The sequence below is a fragment of the Sinomonas albida genome (assembly GCF_004919045.1).
Classification (GTDB): domain Bacteria; phylum Actinomycetota; class Actinomycetes; order Actinomycetales; family Micrococcaceae; genus Sinomonas; species Sinomonas albida.
This window is the reverse complement of record NZ_SWDW01000005.1, coordinates 177,837-194,601: the sequence shown is the minus strand read 5'-3', so window position 1 is coordinate 194,601 and position 16,765 is coordinate 177,837. Positions and strand designations below refer to the sequence as shown.

General features: G+C 70.3%; 13 protein-coding genes and 2 tRNA genes. 6 read left to right on the top strand and 9 right to left on the bottom strand.

All coding sequences use genetic code 11. From position 1 onward, the window contains the following. Positions 1 to 19 precede the first annotated feature (19 nt). Entirely contained in the window at positions 20 to 1,813 is a 1,794-nt protein-coding gene (locus E6A26_RS06845) for a glycoside hydrolase family 15 protein (RefSeq protein ID WP_136610433.1), read from the top strand. Between the two features lie 208 nt (positions 1,814 to 2,021). Here the strand turns inward: E6A26_RS06845 and E6A26_RS06840 are convergent, their stop codons facing one another. The 4 genes from E6A26_RS06840 to E6A26_RS06825 form a co-directional block, all read right to left on the bottom strand. After that, positions 2,022 to 2,876 (bottom strand): aldo/keto reductase, encoded by an 855-nt coding sequence (locus E6A26_RS06840; RefSeq protein WP_136610432.1) that lies wholly within the window; start codon positions 2,874 to 2,876, stop codon positions 2,022 to 2,024. 171 nt (positions 2,877 to 3,047) lie between these two features. Further along, positions 3,048 to 3,488, bottom strand: a complete 441-nt coding sequence (locus tag E6A26_RS06835) for a hypothetical protein (protein ID WP_136610431.1) — start codon at positions 3,486 to 3,488, stop codon at positions 3,048 to 3,050. 8 nt (positions 3,489 to 3,496) lie between these two features. Next, complete coding sequence (locus E6A26_RS06830; RefSeq protein ID WP_234865162.1) at positions 3,497 to 4,144, bottom strand: bacterial proteasome activator family protein; 648 nt, start codon at positions 4,142 to 4,144, stop codon at positions 3,497 to 3,499. A gap of 62 nt (positions 4,145 to 4,206) precedes the next feature. After that, positions 4,207 to 5,190: an NAD(P)H-quinone oxidoreductase gene (locus E6A26_RS06825; protein WP_136610430.1), complete on the bottom strand. Its 984-nt coding sequence runs from the start codon at positions 5,188 to 5,190 to the stop codon at positions 4,207 to 4,209. 73 nt (positions 5,191 to 5,263) lie between these two features. Between E6A26_RS06825 and E6A26_RS06820 the strand changes: the two genes are divergently transcribed. Further along, positions 5,264 to 5,351 (top strand) — tRNA-Ser (locus E6A26_RS06820). A 97-nt stretch (positions 5,352 to 5,448) separates the two neighbouring features. On the opposite strand, the gene E6A26_RS06815 is transcribed toward E6A26_RS06820, so the two are convergent. After that, complete coding sequence (locus E6A26_RS06815; RefSeq protein ID WP_136610429.1) at positions 5,449 to 5,664, bottom strand: hypothetical protein; 216 nt, start codon at positions 5,662 to 5,664, stop codon at positions 5,449 to 5,451. A gap of 281 nt (positions 5,665 to 5,945) precedes the next feature. Here E6A26_RS06815 and E6A26_RS06810 point away from each other — a divergent pair, with 281 nt between their 5' ends. Next, positions 5,946 to 6,746, top strand: coding sequence for a VOC family protein (locus E6A26_RS06810; protein WP_136610428.1), 801 nt, complete (start codon positions 5,946 to 5,948; stop codon positions 6,744 to 6,746). Between the two features lie 202 nt (positions 6,747 to 6,948). Here the strand turns inward: E6A26_RS06810 and E6A26_RS06805 are convergent, their stop codons facing one another. Continuing rightward, positions 6,949 to 9,006: an FAD/NAD(P)-binding protein gene (locus tag E6A26_RS06805; protein WP_136610427.1), complete on the bottom strand. Its 2,058-nt coding sequence runs from the start codon at positions 9,004 to 9,006 to the stop codon at positions 6,949 to 6,951. 94 nt (positions 9,007 to 9,100) lie between these two features. Here E6A26_RS06805 and E6A26_RS06800 point away from each other — a divergent pair, with 94 nt between their 5' ends. After that, positions 9,101 to 11,212 (top strand): prolyl oligopeptidase family serine peptidase, encoded by a 2,112-nt coding sequence (locus tag E6A26_RS06800; protein WP_234865160.1) that lies wholly within the window; start codon positions 9,101 to 9,103, stop codon positions 11,210 to 11,212. Positions 11,213 to 11,283: 71 nt separating this feature from the next. Here E6A26_RS06800 and E6A26_RS06795 read toward each other — a convergent pair whose 3' ends face one another. Continuing rightward, a complete protein-coding gene (locus E6A26_RS06795; protein ID WP_136610425.1) occupies positions 11,284 to 11,718 on the bottom strand; it encodes an MmcQ/YjbR family DNA-binding protein in 435 nt (144 codons plus the stop codon). Between the two features lie 227 nt (positions 11,719 to 11,945). Here E6A26_RS06795 and E6A26_RS06790 point away from each other — a divergent pair, with 227 nt between their 5' ends. Then, entirely contained in the window at positions 11,946 to 12,359 is a 414-nt protein-coding gene (locus tag E6A26_RS06790; protein WP_136610424.1) for a hypothetical protein, read from the top strand. Positions 12,360 to 12,501: 142 nt separating this feature from the next. Here the strand turns inward: E6A26_RS06790 and E6A26_RS06785 are convergent. Together E6A26_RS06785 and E6A26_RS06780 are read right to left on the bottom strand one after the other, a co-directional pair. Further along, positions 12,502 to 12,590, bottom strand: a tRNA-Ser gene (locus E6A26_RS06785). A 132-nt stretch (positions 12,591 to 12,722) separates the two neighbouring features. Next, on the bottom strand, positions 12,723 to 14,885 hold the full coding sequence (locus tag E6A26_RS06780) for a RecQ family ATP-dependent DNA helicase (RefSeq protein WP_136610423.1): 2,163 nt from the start codon (positions 14,883 to 14,885) through the stop codon (positions 12,723 to 12,725). 160 nt (positions 14,886 to 15,045) lie between these two features. Here E6A26_RS06780 and E6A26_RS06775 point away from each other — a divergent pair, with 160 nt between their 5' ends. Further along, positions 15,046 to 16,740 (top strand): thiamine pyrophosphate-dependent enzyme, encoded by a 1,695-nt coding sequence (locus tag E6A26_RS06775; RefSeq protein WP_136610422.1) that lies wholly within the window; start codon positions 15,046 to 15,048, stop codon positions 16,738 to 16,740. Positions 16,741 to 16,765: the final 25 nt, after the last annotated feature.

The window sequence follows — 16,765 nt, the reverse complement described above, 5'->3', positions numbered from 1 at the left end:
AAGTTGGTAGGGTGCGCACATGTCGCGGATAGAAGACTATGCGCTCCTCGGCGACCTTCACACGGCCGCCCTCGTCGCGCGAGACGGGTCCATCGATTGGCTCTGCCTACCCCATTTCGACTCGCCCTCGTGCTTCGCCTCGCTCCTCGGGACGCCGGACAACGGCCGGTGGCTCCTGGCTCCTGCGGGCGGCGGCGAATGCACGTCGCGGCGGTACCTGCCCGACACCCTCGTGCTCGAGACCCTGTGGGAGACCGAGACCGGAACCGTGCGGATCCTCGACTTCATGCCGCCGCGGGAGGACGTGATCGACGTCGTGCGGATCGTCGAAGGCGTGAGCGGCAAGGTGTCCATGCGCGGGGAGCTCGCGCTCCGCTTCGACTACGGGCACGTCATCCCGTGGGTCCGCCGCCACAAGGGCGTGCTCCACGCCGTTGCGGGGCCCGATTCGGCCTACCTCAGCACGACCGCGCCGCTCGAGGGCAAGCACTTTCGCACCGTGAGCGAGTTCGAGGTCAGCGAGGGCGAACGGATTCCGTTCGTGCTCACGTGGATGCCGAGCCACGTCCCCTACAAGCCGCAGACCGACGCCGAGGTCTCGCTCGAGAAGACCACCGACTTCTGGACCAAGTGGTCCCAGCGATGCTGCATCGACGGCCCGTACGAAGACGCGGTGCGCGGCTCGCTGGTGGCCCTCAAGGCGATGATCTACGAGCCCACCGGGGCCATCGTCGCCGCGCCCACCACGTCGCTCCCCGAATGGGTGGGCGGCCCCCGAAACTGGGACTACCGCTTCTGCTGGCTGCGCGACGCCTCCCTCACGCTCGAATCCCTCCTCGAGGCCGGCTACACCGAGGAGGCGAAGGCGTGGCGCGATTGGCTCCTGCGCGCCGTGGCCGGCGATCCCGCGGACCTCCAGATCATGTACTCCATCACCGGGAAGCGCCGCCTCCCCGAGTTCGAGCTCGAGTGGCTCCCGGGCTACGAGTCCTCGCGCCCGGTGCGCGACGGAAATGCCGCGGCGGACCAGCTTCAGCTCGACGTCTGGGGCGAGGTCATCGACGGCCTCGCGCTCACCCGCGCAAACCTCGGGAAGCACACGGACGCCGCGTGGGACGTCCAGGTCGCCCTCATGAAGCACCTCGAGAAGATCTGGCGCCACAAGGACAACGGGCTCTGGGAGATGCGCGGACCCAAGCGGCACTTCGTGTACTCGAAGGTCATGGCGTGGGTCGCGGCCGATCGCATGGTCAAGGCCATCGACGAGTTCGGCTTCGACGGCCCGCGAGAGCGCTGGGCCGCGCTGCGCGACGAGATCCACGCGGACGTCCTCAAGCACGGCGTCCACCCCGACCATGGCTACTTCGTGCAGGCATACGGCTGGGACGAGCTCGATGCGAGCCTGCTCCTCATCCCGCGCGTCGGCTTCCTGCCGTACTCGGATCCGCGGGTCATCGCGACCATCGAAGCGGTCCAGCGGGAGCTCCACGCGGACGGCTTCGTGATGCGCTACCGCCCCGAGGCGAGCAACGACGGCCTTCCGGGCGGCGAGGGCGTCTTCATCGCGTGCTCGTTCTGGCTCGTGACGGCGCTCGCCGGGATCGGCCGTCTCGACGAGGCGCGCGACCTCTTCGAGCGGCTGCTCACGCTGCGCAACGACGTGGGCCTCTTGAGCGAGGAGTGGGATCCGCACGCGGAGCGCCAGCTCGGGAACATGCCGCAGGCGTTCAGCCATCTGGGCCTGGTCGGGGCCGCCCTCGCGCTGCGGGAGGCTGAGCGGGCGGCCGAACCGGACGACGCCGCCGAGGCCTGACGAACGGGGCCTGACGAGCGGGGCCGGCTGAGGGCCGCAGGGCGCGGGCAGGCGGAAGGCGCCTCCCGCGAGTCATCCCGCCAGACGGACGACGGCGGCGCCGCCCCTCCGTCCTGGAGTCACCTTGCGGGGTTCCCACCCACTCAAGGCGACCTTCGGAGTCAGGGACGGCGCCGCCGTCGTCTGTTGTGTTCTACGCGCTAGCCGCTCAGGCGAAGTCGGCCTGCGCGGGGTCGGCGCCGATGCGGCCGGCGGCGCCCTTGTCGAGCTGCGCGATCGCCGCGAGGTCCTCGGAGTCGAGGACGACGCCGAGCGAGCTCCAGTTCTCGACGATGCGCTCGCTCGTGACCGACTTCGGGATCACGACGTTGCCGAGCGCGAGGTGCCACGCGATGACGACCTGCGAAGGCGTCGCGCCGTGCTTCTCGGCGATGGCCTGGAGGACCGGGTCCTCGAGGAGGCCCTTGCCCTGGCCCAGCGGCGACCACGACTCGTGCAGGATGCCGCTGGAGGTCTCGAAGGCGCGGAGCTCGGCCTGCGGGAAGTACGGGTGGGTCTCGACCTGGTTGATGACGGGGAGGACGCCCGTCTCACGCTCGATCTCCTGGATCGTCTCGACGGTGAAGTTGGAGACGCCGATCGAGCGCGCCCGGCCCGAGGCCTGCAGCTTGACGAGTTCCTGCCACGTCTCGACGTAGAGGCCGCGCTTCGGCTGGAGCCAGTGGATGAGGTAGAGGTCGACGTACTCGACGCCGAGCTTGTCGAGCGACGCCTCGAACGCGGGCCCGACCTTGCCGGCGCCCTGGTCCGCGTTCCAGAGCTTCGTCGTGATGAACATGTCCTCGCGGGCGAGCCCCGAGGACGCGATGGCGCGGCCCACGCCGGACTCGTTGCCATAGATCGCGGCGGTGTCGATGTGGCGGTAGCCAGCCTCGAAGGCCTCGCCGACAACGCGCTCAGCGACGGAGTCCTCGACCTGCCACACTCCGTAGCCGAGCTGCGGGATGGTGCGGCCGTCGTGGAAGGTGAGCACAGGGGATGTCAGAGAATCGGTGGTTGCCATGGGCCTTATCCTGCCATCCGCGGTACCGATTTCCGACGAGTTGTCAGATGTTTCCTTGGCGCTTCGCGGAGCGCGAAACACGGAATATCGCGGGCCGCGGGAATGGCGCAGGTTCGGGGGCTTCCGCCGGGAGAGGTCGCGGCGCGGGGCGTGGCTCGGCCGAGCCCCAGGTCAGAGGCCGACCGAGCGCTCGGCCGCCTCGACCTGCTCGAGCACCGTCGCGGCTCGCCGCTGGACCGAAAGGGCCCCCATGGGCACCGGCCCCGCCCCAAGGCTCAGCATCGCGGCCGCCTCCGCCGTGGTCGCGAGCGCGTTCCCGGCCTTGGACAGCGAGCGGTGCACGTCTGCGTAGCCGCCCGGCACGTCGTAGCCATCGCTCGGCGCGAGGCGCTGGCACGTCATGCACACGGCCCGGACGCGCGGCAGCAGGCCAGCGAGACGGTCCGCGATGACGAGGAGCTCGGCGTAGACGTCGTCGTCCTGCACGCCCTCGAGGACCTGGTGGTAGCGGTCCAGTCCGCGCTGGAAGCGATCGTGCGCGCGCCGCCACAGCCCCTTGCCCAGCTCGGCGTCGTCCCGCCGCCCGCGCAGGACGTTGTCGAGAATCCCCACTCGCAGGCTCAGAGATACTGGCCCGGACCGTGGTCCGCGTCCGGGTGGTTGCGGCGGAGGCCAGGCTGGTCGGCGCCCAGGGGAGCGCGCTGCGGTTCGCCATTCTCGCCGATGACAACGCCGGGCGCCACGACGGTCCCGGGCGGGAGCTGGCGGAGCTGGACCTGCGCGGCCGCGAGCTGATGGGCCGCCTGCTGCGCGGCGATGGCGGTCTGGATCCCATGGAAGAGACCCTCGAGCCAGCCCACGAGCTGCGCCTGCGCGACGCGGAGCTCGGATTCGGACGGGACGACGTCGTCCGTGAACGGGAGCGAGATGCGGTGGAGCTCCGCGACGAGCTCTGGCGCCAGGCCGTCCTCGAGCTCGACGATCGAACGCTCGTGGATCGCCGCGAGTCGGTTCCGGGCGGCCTCGTCGAGCGGTGCACCCTTCACTTCCTCGAGGAGCTGGCGGATCATCGTGCCGATCCGCATGACCTTCGCGGGCTCGTCGACGAGCTCCTGAAGACTCGGTTTGCGGCGGTTCGTGGGCTCCTGGCCGTGCGCGGCCTGACCCTCGCCCGCCGCGCCGGCCCGCGCGCCGTCGATCGTCATGCCCTCCACGGGCTCGCCGTTCTGGCCGCCGTCTGGCGCAGTGCTCCCGGGCGCTTCGCTCATGTGGCCCATCCTCGCACATGCACGCCGCGCCGGTCCGCGCGGGCCGAATGCCGGACCGTGGCTCAGGTGGTCAGCAGAACCTTGCCCACATGCTCGCCCGAATCGAAGTATTCGTGCGCCCGCTGGACGTCGGCGAGCCTGAAGGTGCGGTCCACGAGCGGCTTGATCCGACCGTCCGCGATGAGGGGCCACACGTGGTCGCGGACGGCCGCCATGATGATCCCCTTCTCCTCGACGGGGCGGGGCCGGAGCGAGGTGGCGATGATCGCCGCGCGCTTGGTCAGGAGAGTGCCGATGTTGAGCTCGGCCTTCGCGCCGCCCTGCAGGCCGATGACGATGAGCCGGCCGTACGGGGCGAGGGCCTCGACATTGCGCTCAAGGTACTTCGCCCCCACGACGTCAAGGATCACGTCCGCTCCCCGCCCGCCGGTCGCGTTGCGCACCACGTCGACGAAGTCCTGCTCGTTGTAGTTGATGGCCACGTCGACGCCGAGGAACGCACGAGCGGTGCTCACCTTCTCCTCGCTGCCCGCCGTCGCCGCGACCCGGGCTCCGAAGGCCTTCGCCATCTGGACCGCCATCGTGCCGATGCCACCGGTCGCGCCGTGGATGAGCAGGAGCTCCCCCGCCTGGAGCTGGGCCGTCATGACGAGGTTCGAATAGACGGTCGCGGCCGTCTCGGGGAGGCTCGCGGCCGTGACGAGGTCCACGCCCTCCGGCACCCGCAGCACCTGCTCGGCAGGCACCGCGACCTTCTCCGCATACCCGCCTCCCGCGAGCAGCGCGACGACGCGGTCCCCCACCGAAAAGGGACGGACGACGTCGGGGCCGAACGCCGCGATGCGACCCGATACTTCCAGCCCGGGAACCTCGGAGACGCCCGGCGGGGGCGGGTAGAAGCCGCGGCGCTGCTGGACGTCGGCACGGTTGATGCCCGCGGCGACGACGTCGATGAGCACCTCTCCCGAGCCGGGTACGGGATCGGAGACGTCCCGGACTTCGAGGCCCTCGGGCCCGCCGGGTTCCGCGATGTAGACGGCCTTCATTCGTGCTTCCTCCCCGGGCGCGCCGGTGCCGGTTTCGTCAGGTCTGATGCCTATGAAACACTACAAGGCACAGGGAAGGTTGTCCGAGCGGCCTATGGAGCTGGTCTTGAAAACCAGTGTGCGGTAACCCCGCACCAAGGGTTCAAATCCCTTACCTTCCGCTTCACGGCCCGTTTGGTGGGCCTGAGCGAGCAGCAGGTGCGGGTGTCCCTCGATGACACCGACGCCTGCTGCTCGCTCGCTTTAACGGGCACCGTTTCACCCCCGCGGATCCTCCCACCCCTGCCGTCGCAGCGCCTCCGCGATACGGCCGACGACGAAGGCATCCCCCTGCCGCATGTCCAGTTTGGTGATGATCACCTGCCGCCAGCCGGCATCGGCCAACCGCTGGGCCCGAAGCGCATCGAGCCGCTGCTGCTCCGGCGTGAGGTGATGGCCGCCGTCGTACTGCACCGCGATCCGGTACTTCTCCATTGAGCCATCTCTGCGCCTCGAGCCCGCCGAGTTATCCACAGGCTGGCGTGAGCGAGCAGTTGGTGTTGGTGCACCGGAAAAGTACCCACGTTTGCTGCTCACTCACCGCGTTGGCGCCCCAGCGGGCGAGACGCGAAGGCAGGCTTCCCGGCGCGCCGCGAGCGCTGACGACGGCGCGTCGCGGCACATCTTGAAACTGTCGGTGGGGCCTAATAGCGTCGGCAGCGTTGGAAGCACTATGAGTCACCGCCAACCGAGGCACCACCACCCAAGGAGCAGCCATGCCCAAGCCCGAGATCACCTCAGGAGCCCCTTGCTGGGCCGACCTCATGACGAGCGATATCGAGAAGGCGAAGACCTTCTACGGCGAGCTCTTCGGCTGGACCTACGAAGTGGCAGACCAGGAAACGTACGGCGGCTACGTCACCGCGTGGAAGGACGGCGAGCAGGTGGCCGGGCTCATGAGCAAGATGCCCGAGCAGGCGTCGATGCCGGACGTCTGGACCGTGTACCTGAGCACCGACGACATCGCCGCGACGGCCCAGAAGATCGAAGCGGCCGGCGGCCAGGTCTTCGTCCCGCCGATGGAGGTCCCAGATCAGGGCAGGATGGCAATGTACGGGGACGCCGGCGGCGCCGCGTTCGGCGTGTGGGAGAGCCTCGGCCACACCGGCTTCGGCAAGGTCATGGAGCCCGGATCGCCGGTCTGGTTCGAGAACTTCACGCGTGCGTATGAGCCGACCATCAAGTTCTACCAGGACGCCCTCGGCTGGGAAACGGACGTCATGAGCGATACGCCCGAGTTCCGCTACACGACGCTCGGCGCAGGGATGGACGCCAAGGCCGGGGTCATGGACGCGGCGAACGAACTGCCCGAGGGCGTGCCGTCCAACTGGCACATCTACTGGGGCGTCGAGAACGCTGACTCCGCGATCGAGGCCGCCGCGAAGCTCGGCGGCCAAGTGATCCGCGGCGCGGAGGACACGCCGTTCGGCCGCATGGCGACCCTCGCGGACCCGCTCGGCGCGGTCTTCCTGATCAACCAAGACCTCGGCCAGGGCGGCGAGCAGCCCGCCGAGTAGTCGGGATCCAGCAGCAATCGCTCGGCGGTAGTCAGTCCGGGGCGGCGTCCGAGAGGCGCCGCCCCGTTCCGTCTGTCGAGCGATGCGTCCGGCGAGCCATGCGGCCGGCGAGCCGCGAGCCGCGAGCCCCAGCCTTCCGCCGGCGATCGGCGCGCCGCGTCCCCGCGTGGGCCTGATGCCTGAGCGTCTAAAGCCCAGCCGCCTACAGGCCCAGAATGTCGCGCGCCGCGAGGTCCGCGTCGCGGAGGGTGCGCTGCCCGCTCGGGTAAGGCGCGCCGTCGTCCGCTTCCCCGGGCGCGCCGAAAGGGTGGGCCTCGGCGGCGATCGCGGTGCCCCACTGCACCGCGGAAAGCTGCAGCCCGAGCACGTGGAGCCCGCGGACCGCGTGGCCGTTGACGTCGAGAGGCCGGTACGGCGGCGCCGTCACGTCCAGGCCGCTCGCGGGGCGCGGGACGCCATCCGCGCCGGCCACGAACTTGGGACGCACCAGCCCGTCGGCGAGGAGACTCTCGATGAGCGGCGAATCGGCGGCGCCCACCACGTTGGCCGGCGCCAGCGCCTCGACCATCGCCGCCGCGTAGACGGGCGGGCCGCCGACCCACGGCGAATCGGCCACGAAGCAGCCCGCGCCGCGGTCCACACTGAAGCGCGGCCCGGGCCCGACCGTGCTCACCACGCCAGCGCGGAGGAGTGCGGCGAGCTGGCGGATGCGCACTGATGGCGGCCCACTCGCGAGGCCCTCAACAAGGCCCTCGAACCAGCCGCGCAGCCCGGCGACCCAGGACTCCTCGGTGATGCCGCCGTCGGCCACGGCCTCCTTGAGCACCGCGCGGCCGCGGTGGAGCGCCGCGATGGCCATCTTGAGGGGGTCGTCCTGTCCGCGCGCCGAACCTGCCGCGTCCGCGTCGAGGTAGGCGAGGACCTGCTCGTCGAGATCGGCGCGGCGGTCGAAGTGCCGGCCCACGAACGGGGCCCCGAGGCCCCGGAGGTCCAGACGCCGACCCTCCGGCAGGGCCTCGACGACGCGCTCCGCACTTGGCTCCCACGAAGGGTCTTGGACGTTGAGCGCCTCCTCGAGCTCGGCGAGGAACCCCGGCGGGACGGCCTCAGGCTCCGTGCGGGCGAGCGTCGAATAGTAGGCCCAGAGCGTGTCGCGATGCAGGAGAGGCCAGAGGTCCGCATCGAACGACGGCGTGAGGCCCGCCTTGCGGGGAGCGAGGGCGGCAGCCCGGGTGAGCCAGCGGAGCCTCACGTCGGGGGCGTAGTAGGAGTCGAGATCCGCTTTGCCGCGATAGGGGACTCCCCGGCGGGACCCCGCGATGAGGCGCGGCTCGTTGCCGGAGGGGAAGTATTCGAGCCCGCCGGCTCCCTCCTTGAACCGGCCGCCCCGGCCCTCGGTGAGCCGGATCATCACGTCGAAGAAGTTGAGGCCCATCCCCCGCACGAGCACGGGACGCCCCGCCGGGAGCACGTCCCAGTCGACGTCGGCGGGGGCGGAGGGCGGGAGGTAGGTGAGTCCGAGCCGCGCGGCGGCGTCCACGAGCTCGTGCTGCGCCCGCGTGGGCTTGGACGGGACGTGCCCGAGCGCGAGGATCACCGCGTCGGCCTCCCGCGCGCGCCCGTCCGCGGTCGTGACGGCCCAGCCGTGCAGGGTTCGCCCCACGCGTGCGACCTCAGCCCGGATGTGCCGCACGCTCGCGCCTTCCGGCTCCGCGCCCACCGCCGCCTGGTACGTGTCCGCGAGGTAGCGGCCGTACAGGGCGCGCGGCGGGTAGTCGGTGGCCCCGAGCGTCGCCGTCTCGTCGCGCTCGACGGCGGTGAGCCCGTCGGTGGCGAGCTCGGCTTCCGCGGCCGGCGCGTCGGCATCGCCGTCCCCGGCGCCGTCCGCCTGCCGCGCCCGGAGCCACTCGAGGAAGCTCCCGCCCGCGAGCGGCGGGGCGAGGTCGGGTTCCGAGGGGATCATCGTGGGGAAGAGGCACGGCGTGTTCATGAGGAACTCGCGCGGCTGCTCGGGCCTCCAGACGCGGCCGGGACCAGGGGTGAACGGGTCGAATACGGTGATTTCGAGTCTCTCGGCGCGGCTCACGCGCGGGGCGAGTGGCGCCGTCGTGCGGTCCGCGCCGTGGGCGCGCGCTGCCGTCGTCCGAGCCTCGCCGCGCACGGCCCAGTTCGCGAGGAGGCGTTCGACGGCGGACGCGCCGCGGGGCCCACCGCCCACGACGGCGACGCGCAGCACAGCGTCCCTGCCTCCTGAAGTCATCTTCCGAGCTTAACGCGAGCCCCGTGGAGCCCTCACAGGCACCGCGTAGCCGGAGCCCCTTGTGCTGTCGGAGGGGCATGCGAGGATGAGTCGCATGACGGATCCGGCGCAGACCCTGACCCACGCCCACGGCGAGCCCGTGGACGAGAACATCTGGCTGGAGGAGGTCCGCGGCGAGGCCCAGCTCGCGTGGGTCGGCGAGCAGAACGCCCGGACCGAGGAACTGCTCGAGACCGGCGACTATCCCGAGCTCGAGGCCCAGATCCTCGAGGTCATGGACTCGCAGGACCGCATCCCGATGGTCACGAAGCGCGGCGACTGGTATTACAACTTCTGGCGAGACGCCACCAATCCCAAGGGCCTGTGGCGGCGCACGCGCTGGGAGAGCTACACGAGCGACGCCATCGAGTGGGAGGTCCTGCTCGACGTCGACGCACTCGCAGCCGAAGAGTGCATCGAGTGGGTCTGGGGTGGCGCCGGCTTCCTGCGGCCGGCCGACGGCACGTCGTGGCGCCGTTGCATGGTCCGCCTCTCCCCCGACGGCGGCGACGCCGTGGCGGTTCGCGAGTACGACGTCGAGGACCGCGCCTTTGTCGCGCCCGAGGCGGGCGGCTTCGCGCTGCCCGCGGCCAAGGGCGGCGTCGACTGGTTCGACGAGGACACCCTCATCGTCTCCTCGACGCTCGGCGAGGGCGCCATGACCACGTCGTCGTATCCGCGGATCGTGCGCCGGCTCCGCCGGGGCGGCGCGCTCAGCGAGGCCGAGGTCATCTTCGAGGTCCCCGCCGACCATCTCATGGCGAGCGGAGGATTCGACGACACCCCAGGGTTCGAACGGCTCCTGGCGAGCGATCGGATCAGCTTCTTCGACGTCCGCCACTCGATCTGGTGGAACGACGAGTGGCTCGAGATCCCGGTCCCGACGGACGTGGACATCGACGTCCACCGCGAGTGGATCCTTTTCCGGCCGCAGCGCGACTGGGAGGCCGGGGGTTCCCTGTACGCGGGCGGCTCGCTCCTCGCGGCGGACTTCGAGGCGTTCCTCGGCGGATCGACCGAGCTCACGGTGCTTTTCGCGCCGGACGAGCACACGTCGTTGCAGTCGTGGAGCTGGACCAAGAACCACCTCCTCGTGAACCTCCTGCGGGACGTGTCCTCCGAGATCCGCGTGCTGACGCCGCCTTCCGGCGTCGCCGGCTCAGCGGACCGAGGCGAGTGGGCCGCCGAGGAGCTCGACGCGTGCCCGCCGCTTCACCTTGTTGAGAGCTACGCGGTCGACGACGAAGACCCGGACTCGGGCGACGACTACTGGCTCGTCGCGACGGGCTTCCTCACGCCGACCACGCTGCTGCGCGGCACCGTAGGCGGGGGCCACGCCGAGGTCAAGCGCGCGCCGTCGTTCTTCGACGAAAGCCGCTTCACCGTCGAGCAGCACTTCGCGGTGTCCGCGGACGGCACGCGCGTGCCGTATTTCCAGGTCGGGCCGAAGGACTTGGTGCTCGACGGCACGGCGCCCACGCAGCTGAGCGGCTACGGCGGCTTCGAGATCTCACGGACGCCCGCATACAGCGGAGTCGTGGGGCGCGCGTGGCTCGAGCGCGGTGGCGTGTACGTGGTAGCGAACATCCGCGGCGGAGGCGAGTACGGTCCGGGCTGGCATCAAGCCGCGCTCAAGGAGAATCGACACCGCGCGTACCAGGATTTCGCGGCCGTCGCGCAGGACCTCATCCGGCGCGACGTGACCTCCCCCGAGCATCTCGGGTGCACGGGCGGCTCGAATGGCGGACTCCTCGTGGGCAACATGCTGGTCAACTACCCGCGGCTGTTCGGCGCGATCTCGTGCGGCGTGCCGCTCCTGGACATGCGCCGGTACACGAAGCTCTCGGCCGGCACGTCCTGGATCGCCGAGTACGGCGACCCCGACGTTCCCGAGCAGTGGGAGTACATCCGGACGTTCTCGCCGTACCACCTGCTGCGCGACGGCGTGGACTACCCCGACACGTTTATCTGGACCGCGACGTCGGACGACCGGGTCGGGCCGGTGCAGGCGCGCAAGATGGCCGCCCGCATGGAGGCCATGGGCATCCCTAACGTCTGGTACCACGAGGCGCTTGAGGGTGGCCACGCCGGAGCATCCGACAACCGCCAAGCCGCGGCGCTCCAAGCCCGCAGCGCGGCGTTCCTGTGGAGGTCGCTGGGGCGGTAGCGGCCTTTCTCAAGCTGCCACGACAGCCATGCCAGCGGGAGGGTGACCCCCCAGACATCGCCCCGAAGCCCTCAACTCCGGCTATCGCCCCGGCGAGCGTCGAAGAACGCCTCGACCAGCTTCTTCGGCGCGCGGGCCGCCCACGCCTCGATGAGGATCTCCTCGAGCTGGTCCCGGTCGATCTCCCCCAGGCGTGACCGCTGAACGAGGACGCCGTTGTACCCATCGAAGTGCGGGATGGTGAAGAACGGTATCGATGTGTCCTCGACGAGAGCGGCCTTCGCATGGGCGTCGGGTACGACGATCACGAGCAGATCCTCATACAGCTCGCCAGTGGCCGGATCGACGGCGGACTTGTGGGGTGCCCTGTACAGCACGAAGCCCCGCCCTTTCGGCCCACGCGGCACCTTGTAGGTCGGCCTGTCGCCCCACGAGACGCCGAACTCGACCTCCGGCAACGAGCTGCAGATCGCGTCGACGTCCTCTGGCGTGGCCCTGCGTGCCATGGCCCAAACGATAGCCGATGTCCCGAGATACCACATGCCGCCACTGAGGACAGCCCCTTGCGGAATCTCCGTGGTGCGAGGTGCCGATAGCTTGGCCGTGCTCGCTCAGGGTGCGGCGGCAACAAGGTCAGATGGCAACAAGGTCAGATGCGGCCTCGCTCTCCCCTGCGAAGCGCAACCGCTCAATGTCAGAGGTGTCCTATTCTCAGTACAGGTAGGTTCGCCCAATGTTCTTCGTCATGCTGCAGTCCCGTCTGGGGCTGCTCTTTCAACGGGTCTTCTCGATGGCGCACCGCAGATGGTTCCTCGTCTTGGCGACCGCCATCAGCGCAGCATTCCTCGTGATGTGGGCGGTAGCGATCCCCGACCTGCTCGGAACTCTGAGGGACAGCCCAGTCACGATGCGCGGAACCGCCCTCAATCTCCCCGAATCCGTGAACTGGATGCGCTACGCCGGCGCCTTGGGATTCATCACTGGAGCACTGCGGATGCTGGTGAGGAAGCAGTTCGTCTGGCTCCTCGTGGTCGTCCTCACCTCCATAGTCCCCGTGGCACTGATCGTGTACTTCGTGCGCGAGTGGGTGCTCGAGCTCCGTCCACCCAGGGACGAGACCGAAGACAAGCCGCTATCCCCCGCCTAAGGGCCGAGATCCTTTGCGACATCTTGCTCCCACCGACCTTTGCGCGGGTCGGTGTGGGCTGGTCGGAAGTGGGCTTGGGGCCGAGCAGGTGCGTGGCAAAAGCTGAGGCCCGGAATCTCAACGATCCCGGGCCTCAGATTAGCGGAGACGGGGGGATTTGAACCCCCGGTCCAAGTTTCCCCGGACCCTTCATTAGCAGTGAAGTCCATTCGGCCACTCTGGCACGTCTCCAGCTATTGCTAGCTCCCCAAGGTTACCCAGAACGGCGGGACGGACGCAAAGCGAGCCCCACCACCCGCCGGAGGCCTCCCTACAACGCGCTGGCCGGCCCAAAGGTGACCCCCGACGGAAGGGCCGCGCTCCCTACCCCGCCTGGGCGAGCGCGAGCGGGAGGACCGGACCGGCGCCGGCCAGGCGCAGCATGCGCCCCGCGACGGTGAGCGACCATCGGCTGTCCACGAGATCGTCCACGAGGAGCACAGGCCCGCCCCCGATCCCGGCGAGGGAGGCGCGGAGGTCGGCGCCGACGTCGAACGCGGACCACACGCCGGCGAGCCGGAAAGCGCTGTTGCCGCCTGCCTGACCAGACCGCGCCGCATCCGTCCGCGCGAGCGTCCCCAAAAACGGAAGCTGCCCCGCGGATGCGATCCCGCGCGCGAGCGAATCGACGAGCCGCGGCCGCGCCGCTGACGGCATCGCCACGACCCCGGCGGGCCGGCCGACGCCGCCCCACGGCCCGGCCGCCGAATCGCCCCGCGCCCACCCGGCAAGCAGCTGGACGACGGCGGGGCGCAGCCCGGGCGGGACCTCGCCGTCGGGCGCGGACGCCGCAAAGAGCTCGCGCAGCGCTCCCCCGTAGCCGAGGTCAGTCAATCGGGCGAGGACGCGCCCCTCGGCGGGGTGCTCCTCGGCCGGGATGCGGCCCTTGGCCGGCACCCCGAGCCGGTCCATGCCGCTCGGCCACTGCGCCCGCGGCTCGATCGGGACGCCCGCGTGCCGCAGTTGCTCGCCCGCGCGCTCGAGCAGCCCGGCGTCAACCTCCGCCCGAAACCACCGGCCAGCGCAGTTGTCGCACCGGCCGCACGGGGCGGCGGTCTCGTCGTCGAGCTGCGCCGTGACGAACTCCATGCGGCAGCCGTCGGTCTCCTCGTACTGGACCATCGCGGCCTGCTCCGCGCTTCGGGCGGCCGCAATGCGTTGGTACCGCTCGGCGTCGTACGTCCACGGCATCCCGGTGGCGCGCCAGCCGCCGCCCACGCGCTCCACGGCGCCGTCCACGGCGAGGACCTTGAGGAGGAGATCGAGCTGGGTGCGCCGCAGCTCGACTTGGGCCTCGAGCGCCACGGTGGAGAGAGCCCGCCCCGCGCCCGCGAGCGCGTCGATGACGGCCTGTGCCTTGTCGCGGTCCGGCATGGACGCGGTCGCGAAGTACCGCCAGATGTCGCGGTCCTCGGGCCCCGGGAGCAGGAGAACGTCAGCGTGCGCGGCCCCGCGGCCGGCGCGCCCCACCTGCTGGTAGTACGCAACGGGCGAGGACGGCGCGCCGAGGTGAACCACGAAGCCGAGGTCCGGCTTGTCGAAGCCCATCCCGAGCGCCGAAGTCGCGACGAGCGCCTTGACCTCGTTGCCCTTGAGCATCCGCTCGGCCTCCTCACGCTCGGCCGTGTCGGTCTTCCCGGTGTACGCGAGCACGCGGTATCCGGCGTCGGCGAGGAGCCGCGCGGTGTCCTCGGCAGCGGAGACCGTGAGGGTGTAGATGATGCCGCTCCCCGGCAGGTCGCCGAGATGCGCGAGCAGCCACGCGAGCCGGTGGCGCGAATCGGGCAGCCGGAGGACCCCGAGCCGCAGCGAATCGCGCCCGAGCGGACCGCGCAGCGTGAGCACGCCGTCGCCGAGCTGCTCCTCGACGTCGGCCACGACGCGGGCATTGGCGGTCGCCGTCGTCGCGAGCACGGGCACCGATAGCGGGAGCTCGTCGATGAGCGCGGCGATCCGCCGGTAGTCGGGCCGGAAGTCGTGGCCCCAGTCGGAGATGCAGTGCGCCTCGTCGACCACGAGCAGGCCGGTCCGTGCGAGCAGCTCGGGCAGGTGCTCCTCGCGGAACGAGGGGTTCGTGAGCCGCTCCGGCGAGATGAGCACGACATCCGCCGTATCAGCGGCGAGCGCCGCATGCACCTCGTCCCATTCGAGGCGATTGGCGGAATTGATGGCGACGGCGCGCACGCCCGCCCGCGCGGCCGCCTCGACCTGGTCGCGCATGAGGGCCAGGAGCGGGGAGACGATGAGTGTGGGCCCCGCGCCCTGTGCGCGCAGGAGCAGCGAGGCGACGAAGTAGACAGCGGACTTCCCCCACCCCGTGCGCTGCACCACGAGCGTACGACGGCGGTGCGCCACGAGCGCTTCGATCGCCTCGAATTGCCCGGGATGGAACGCAGCGTCGTCGCGCCCCACGAGGCGCCGGAGGACGCCGAGCGCGTCCTCCCGCAGCGCGTCCGAGATCGGCGAGCCGGTGTCAGAAAACGTCATGAATCGCCCCTACTGGCTGGTAAGCAGTGCTTGATCTGGCACTCCGGACTGTCCCTCCCAGTATGGCCGTGACGTCTGACACTTCTCGCTGCGCGGAAACATCGGCGCCTATTACCTTTGGGATATCTGACCACTTCAGCGCCCTACAAAGGATGTCTTCATGACGGCAACGGTGCCGCCCCTGTCCGAATCCACCCTCCCTGCGGAACCCGAGGCGCAGCCGGCCCGGAAGTCGGCCGGCCACGTGATCGTGGACTCGCTCGTGGCCCATGGAGTCACGCGCTCTTACGTAGTCCCGGGTGAATCGTTCCTCGATGTCCTCGACGGGCTCCACGGCTCGCCGATCGAGACGGTCGTGTGCCGGCACGAGGGCGGCGCCGCGTACATGGCCGAGGCCGACGGCAAGATGAACCAGGTCCCCGGAATCGCGATGGTCACCCGCGGGCCGGGCGCGGCGAACGCGCACGTTGGCCTGCACACCGCGTGGCAGGATTCCACGCCGATGGTCCTGTTCGTGGGCCTCATCCCGTTCGCCCACCGCGACCGCGAGGCGTTCCAGGAGTTCGACATCAAGTCCTGGTTCGACACGGGCGCCAAGCGCGTCATGGTGCTCGACCACGCTGAGCGGGCCTCCGAGCTCGTTGCCGAAGCGATGTTCGCGGCGACGAGCGGTCGGCCCGGGCCGGTCGTCGTCGGCCTCCCCGAAGACATCATCCAGCAGGAGATCGACGCGGCGATCCACCCGAAGATCCCCGTGGCCAACGGCGGCATGACCGTCAACGACTGGAAGGCGCTCAAGGGCGCGCTGCTCGAGGCCGAGAAGCCGCTCTTTGTGGTCGGCGGGAACGACTGGACGCAGGAGGGCACTGTCGCCCTCACGAAGTGGCTCGAGGAGCACAACATCCCCGCGGCGGCCGAGTGGCGCTGCGAGGGGACCATACCGTTCGGCTCGCCGTCGTACGTCGGCCCGATCGGCTACGGCCGCCCCAAGCCGACCTACAACCTGCTCGAGGAGACGGACCTCCTCGTCTTCGTCGGCACCGTCCCCGGCGACGTCATCACGGACGGCTTCCTGGTCCGCCAGGACTGGGCCAAGAAGAACTTCCTCGTCACGATCGATCCGTCGTTGCGCGGGCGGTCCGGCCCTGTCTCGTACCAGATCGTCGCCAAGCCGGATGTGTTCGTGCGCGACCTGGTCCGCATGGAGCTGCCGGCCCGCGAGGAGTGGGCGGAGTGGACGCGGCGCATGCGTTCCGAGCAGGAGAAGTTCGCCACGCTGCCCTCGGCCACGCCGACGGACGGGCAGGCCCGCATGGACACCCTCATGGCCCATCTCGTCCCGACTCTTCCGGAGGATGCGATGGTCACGCTCGGCGCGGGCGAGCACACCAACTGGGCCCACCGCTACTTCCCGACCCAGCGCTACGCTTCGATGATCAGCGCGCGCAACGGCTCCATGGGCTACTCGATCCCGTCCGCGATCGCGGCCTCGCTCGCCTACCCGGGCCGCCGCGTCGTGACCATCGCGGGCGACGGCGAGTTCCTCATGAACGGGCAGGAGCTCGCGACCGCGGCCCAGTACGGCGCGACCCCGCTGGTGATCGTCATGGACAACCAGGAGTACGGCACGATCCGCTCCCATCAGGAGCGCCAGTACCCGCGCCGCATCTCGGGCACGCAGCTCAGGAACCCCGACTTCGCGCTCATGGCCCAAGCCTTCGGCGGCTTCGGTGTGCGAGTCGAGCGCGACGCCGACGTCCCGGCGGCCCTCTCCGCCGCGCTCCGCGCGATCGACGAGGACGGCACCTTCGCGCTCGTCCACCTCATCGTCGAGCAGCGCGTCAAGGCGTACTGACACGACCCGGCCGCGGCACTGAGTA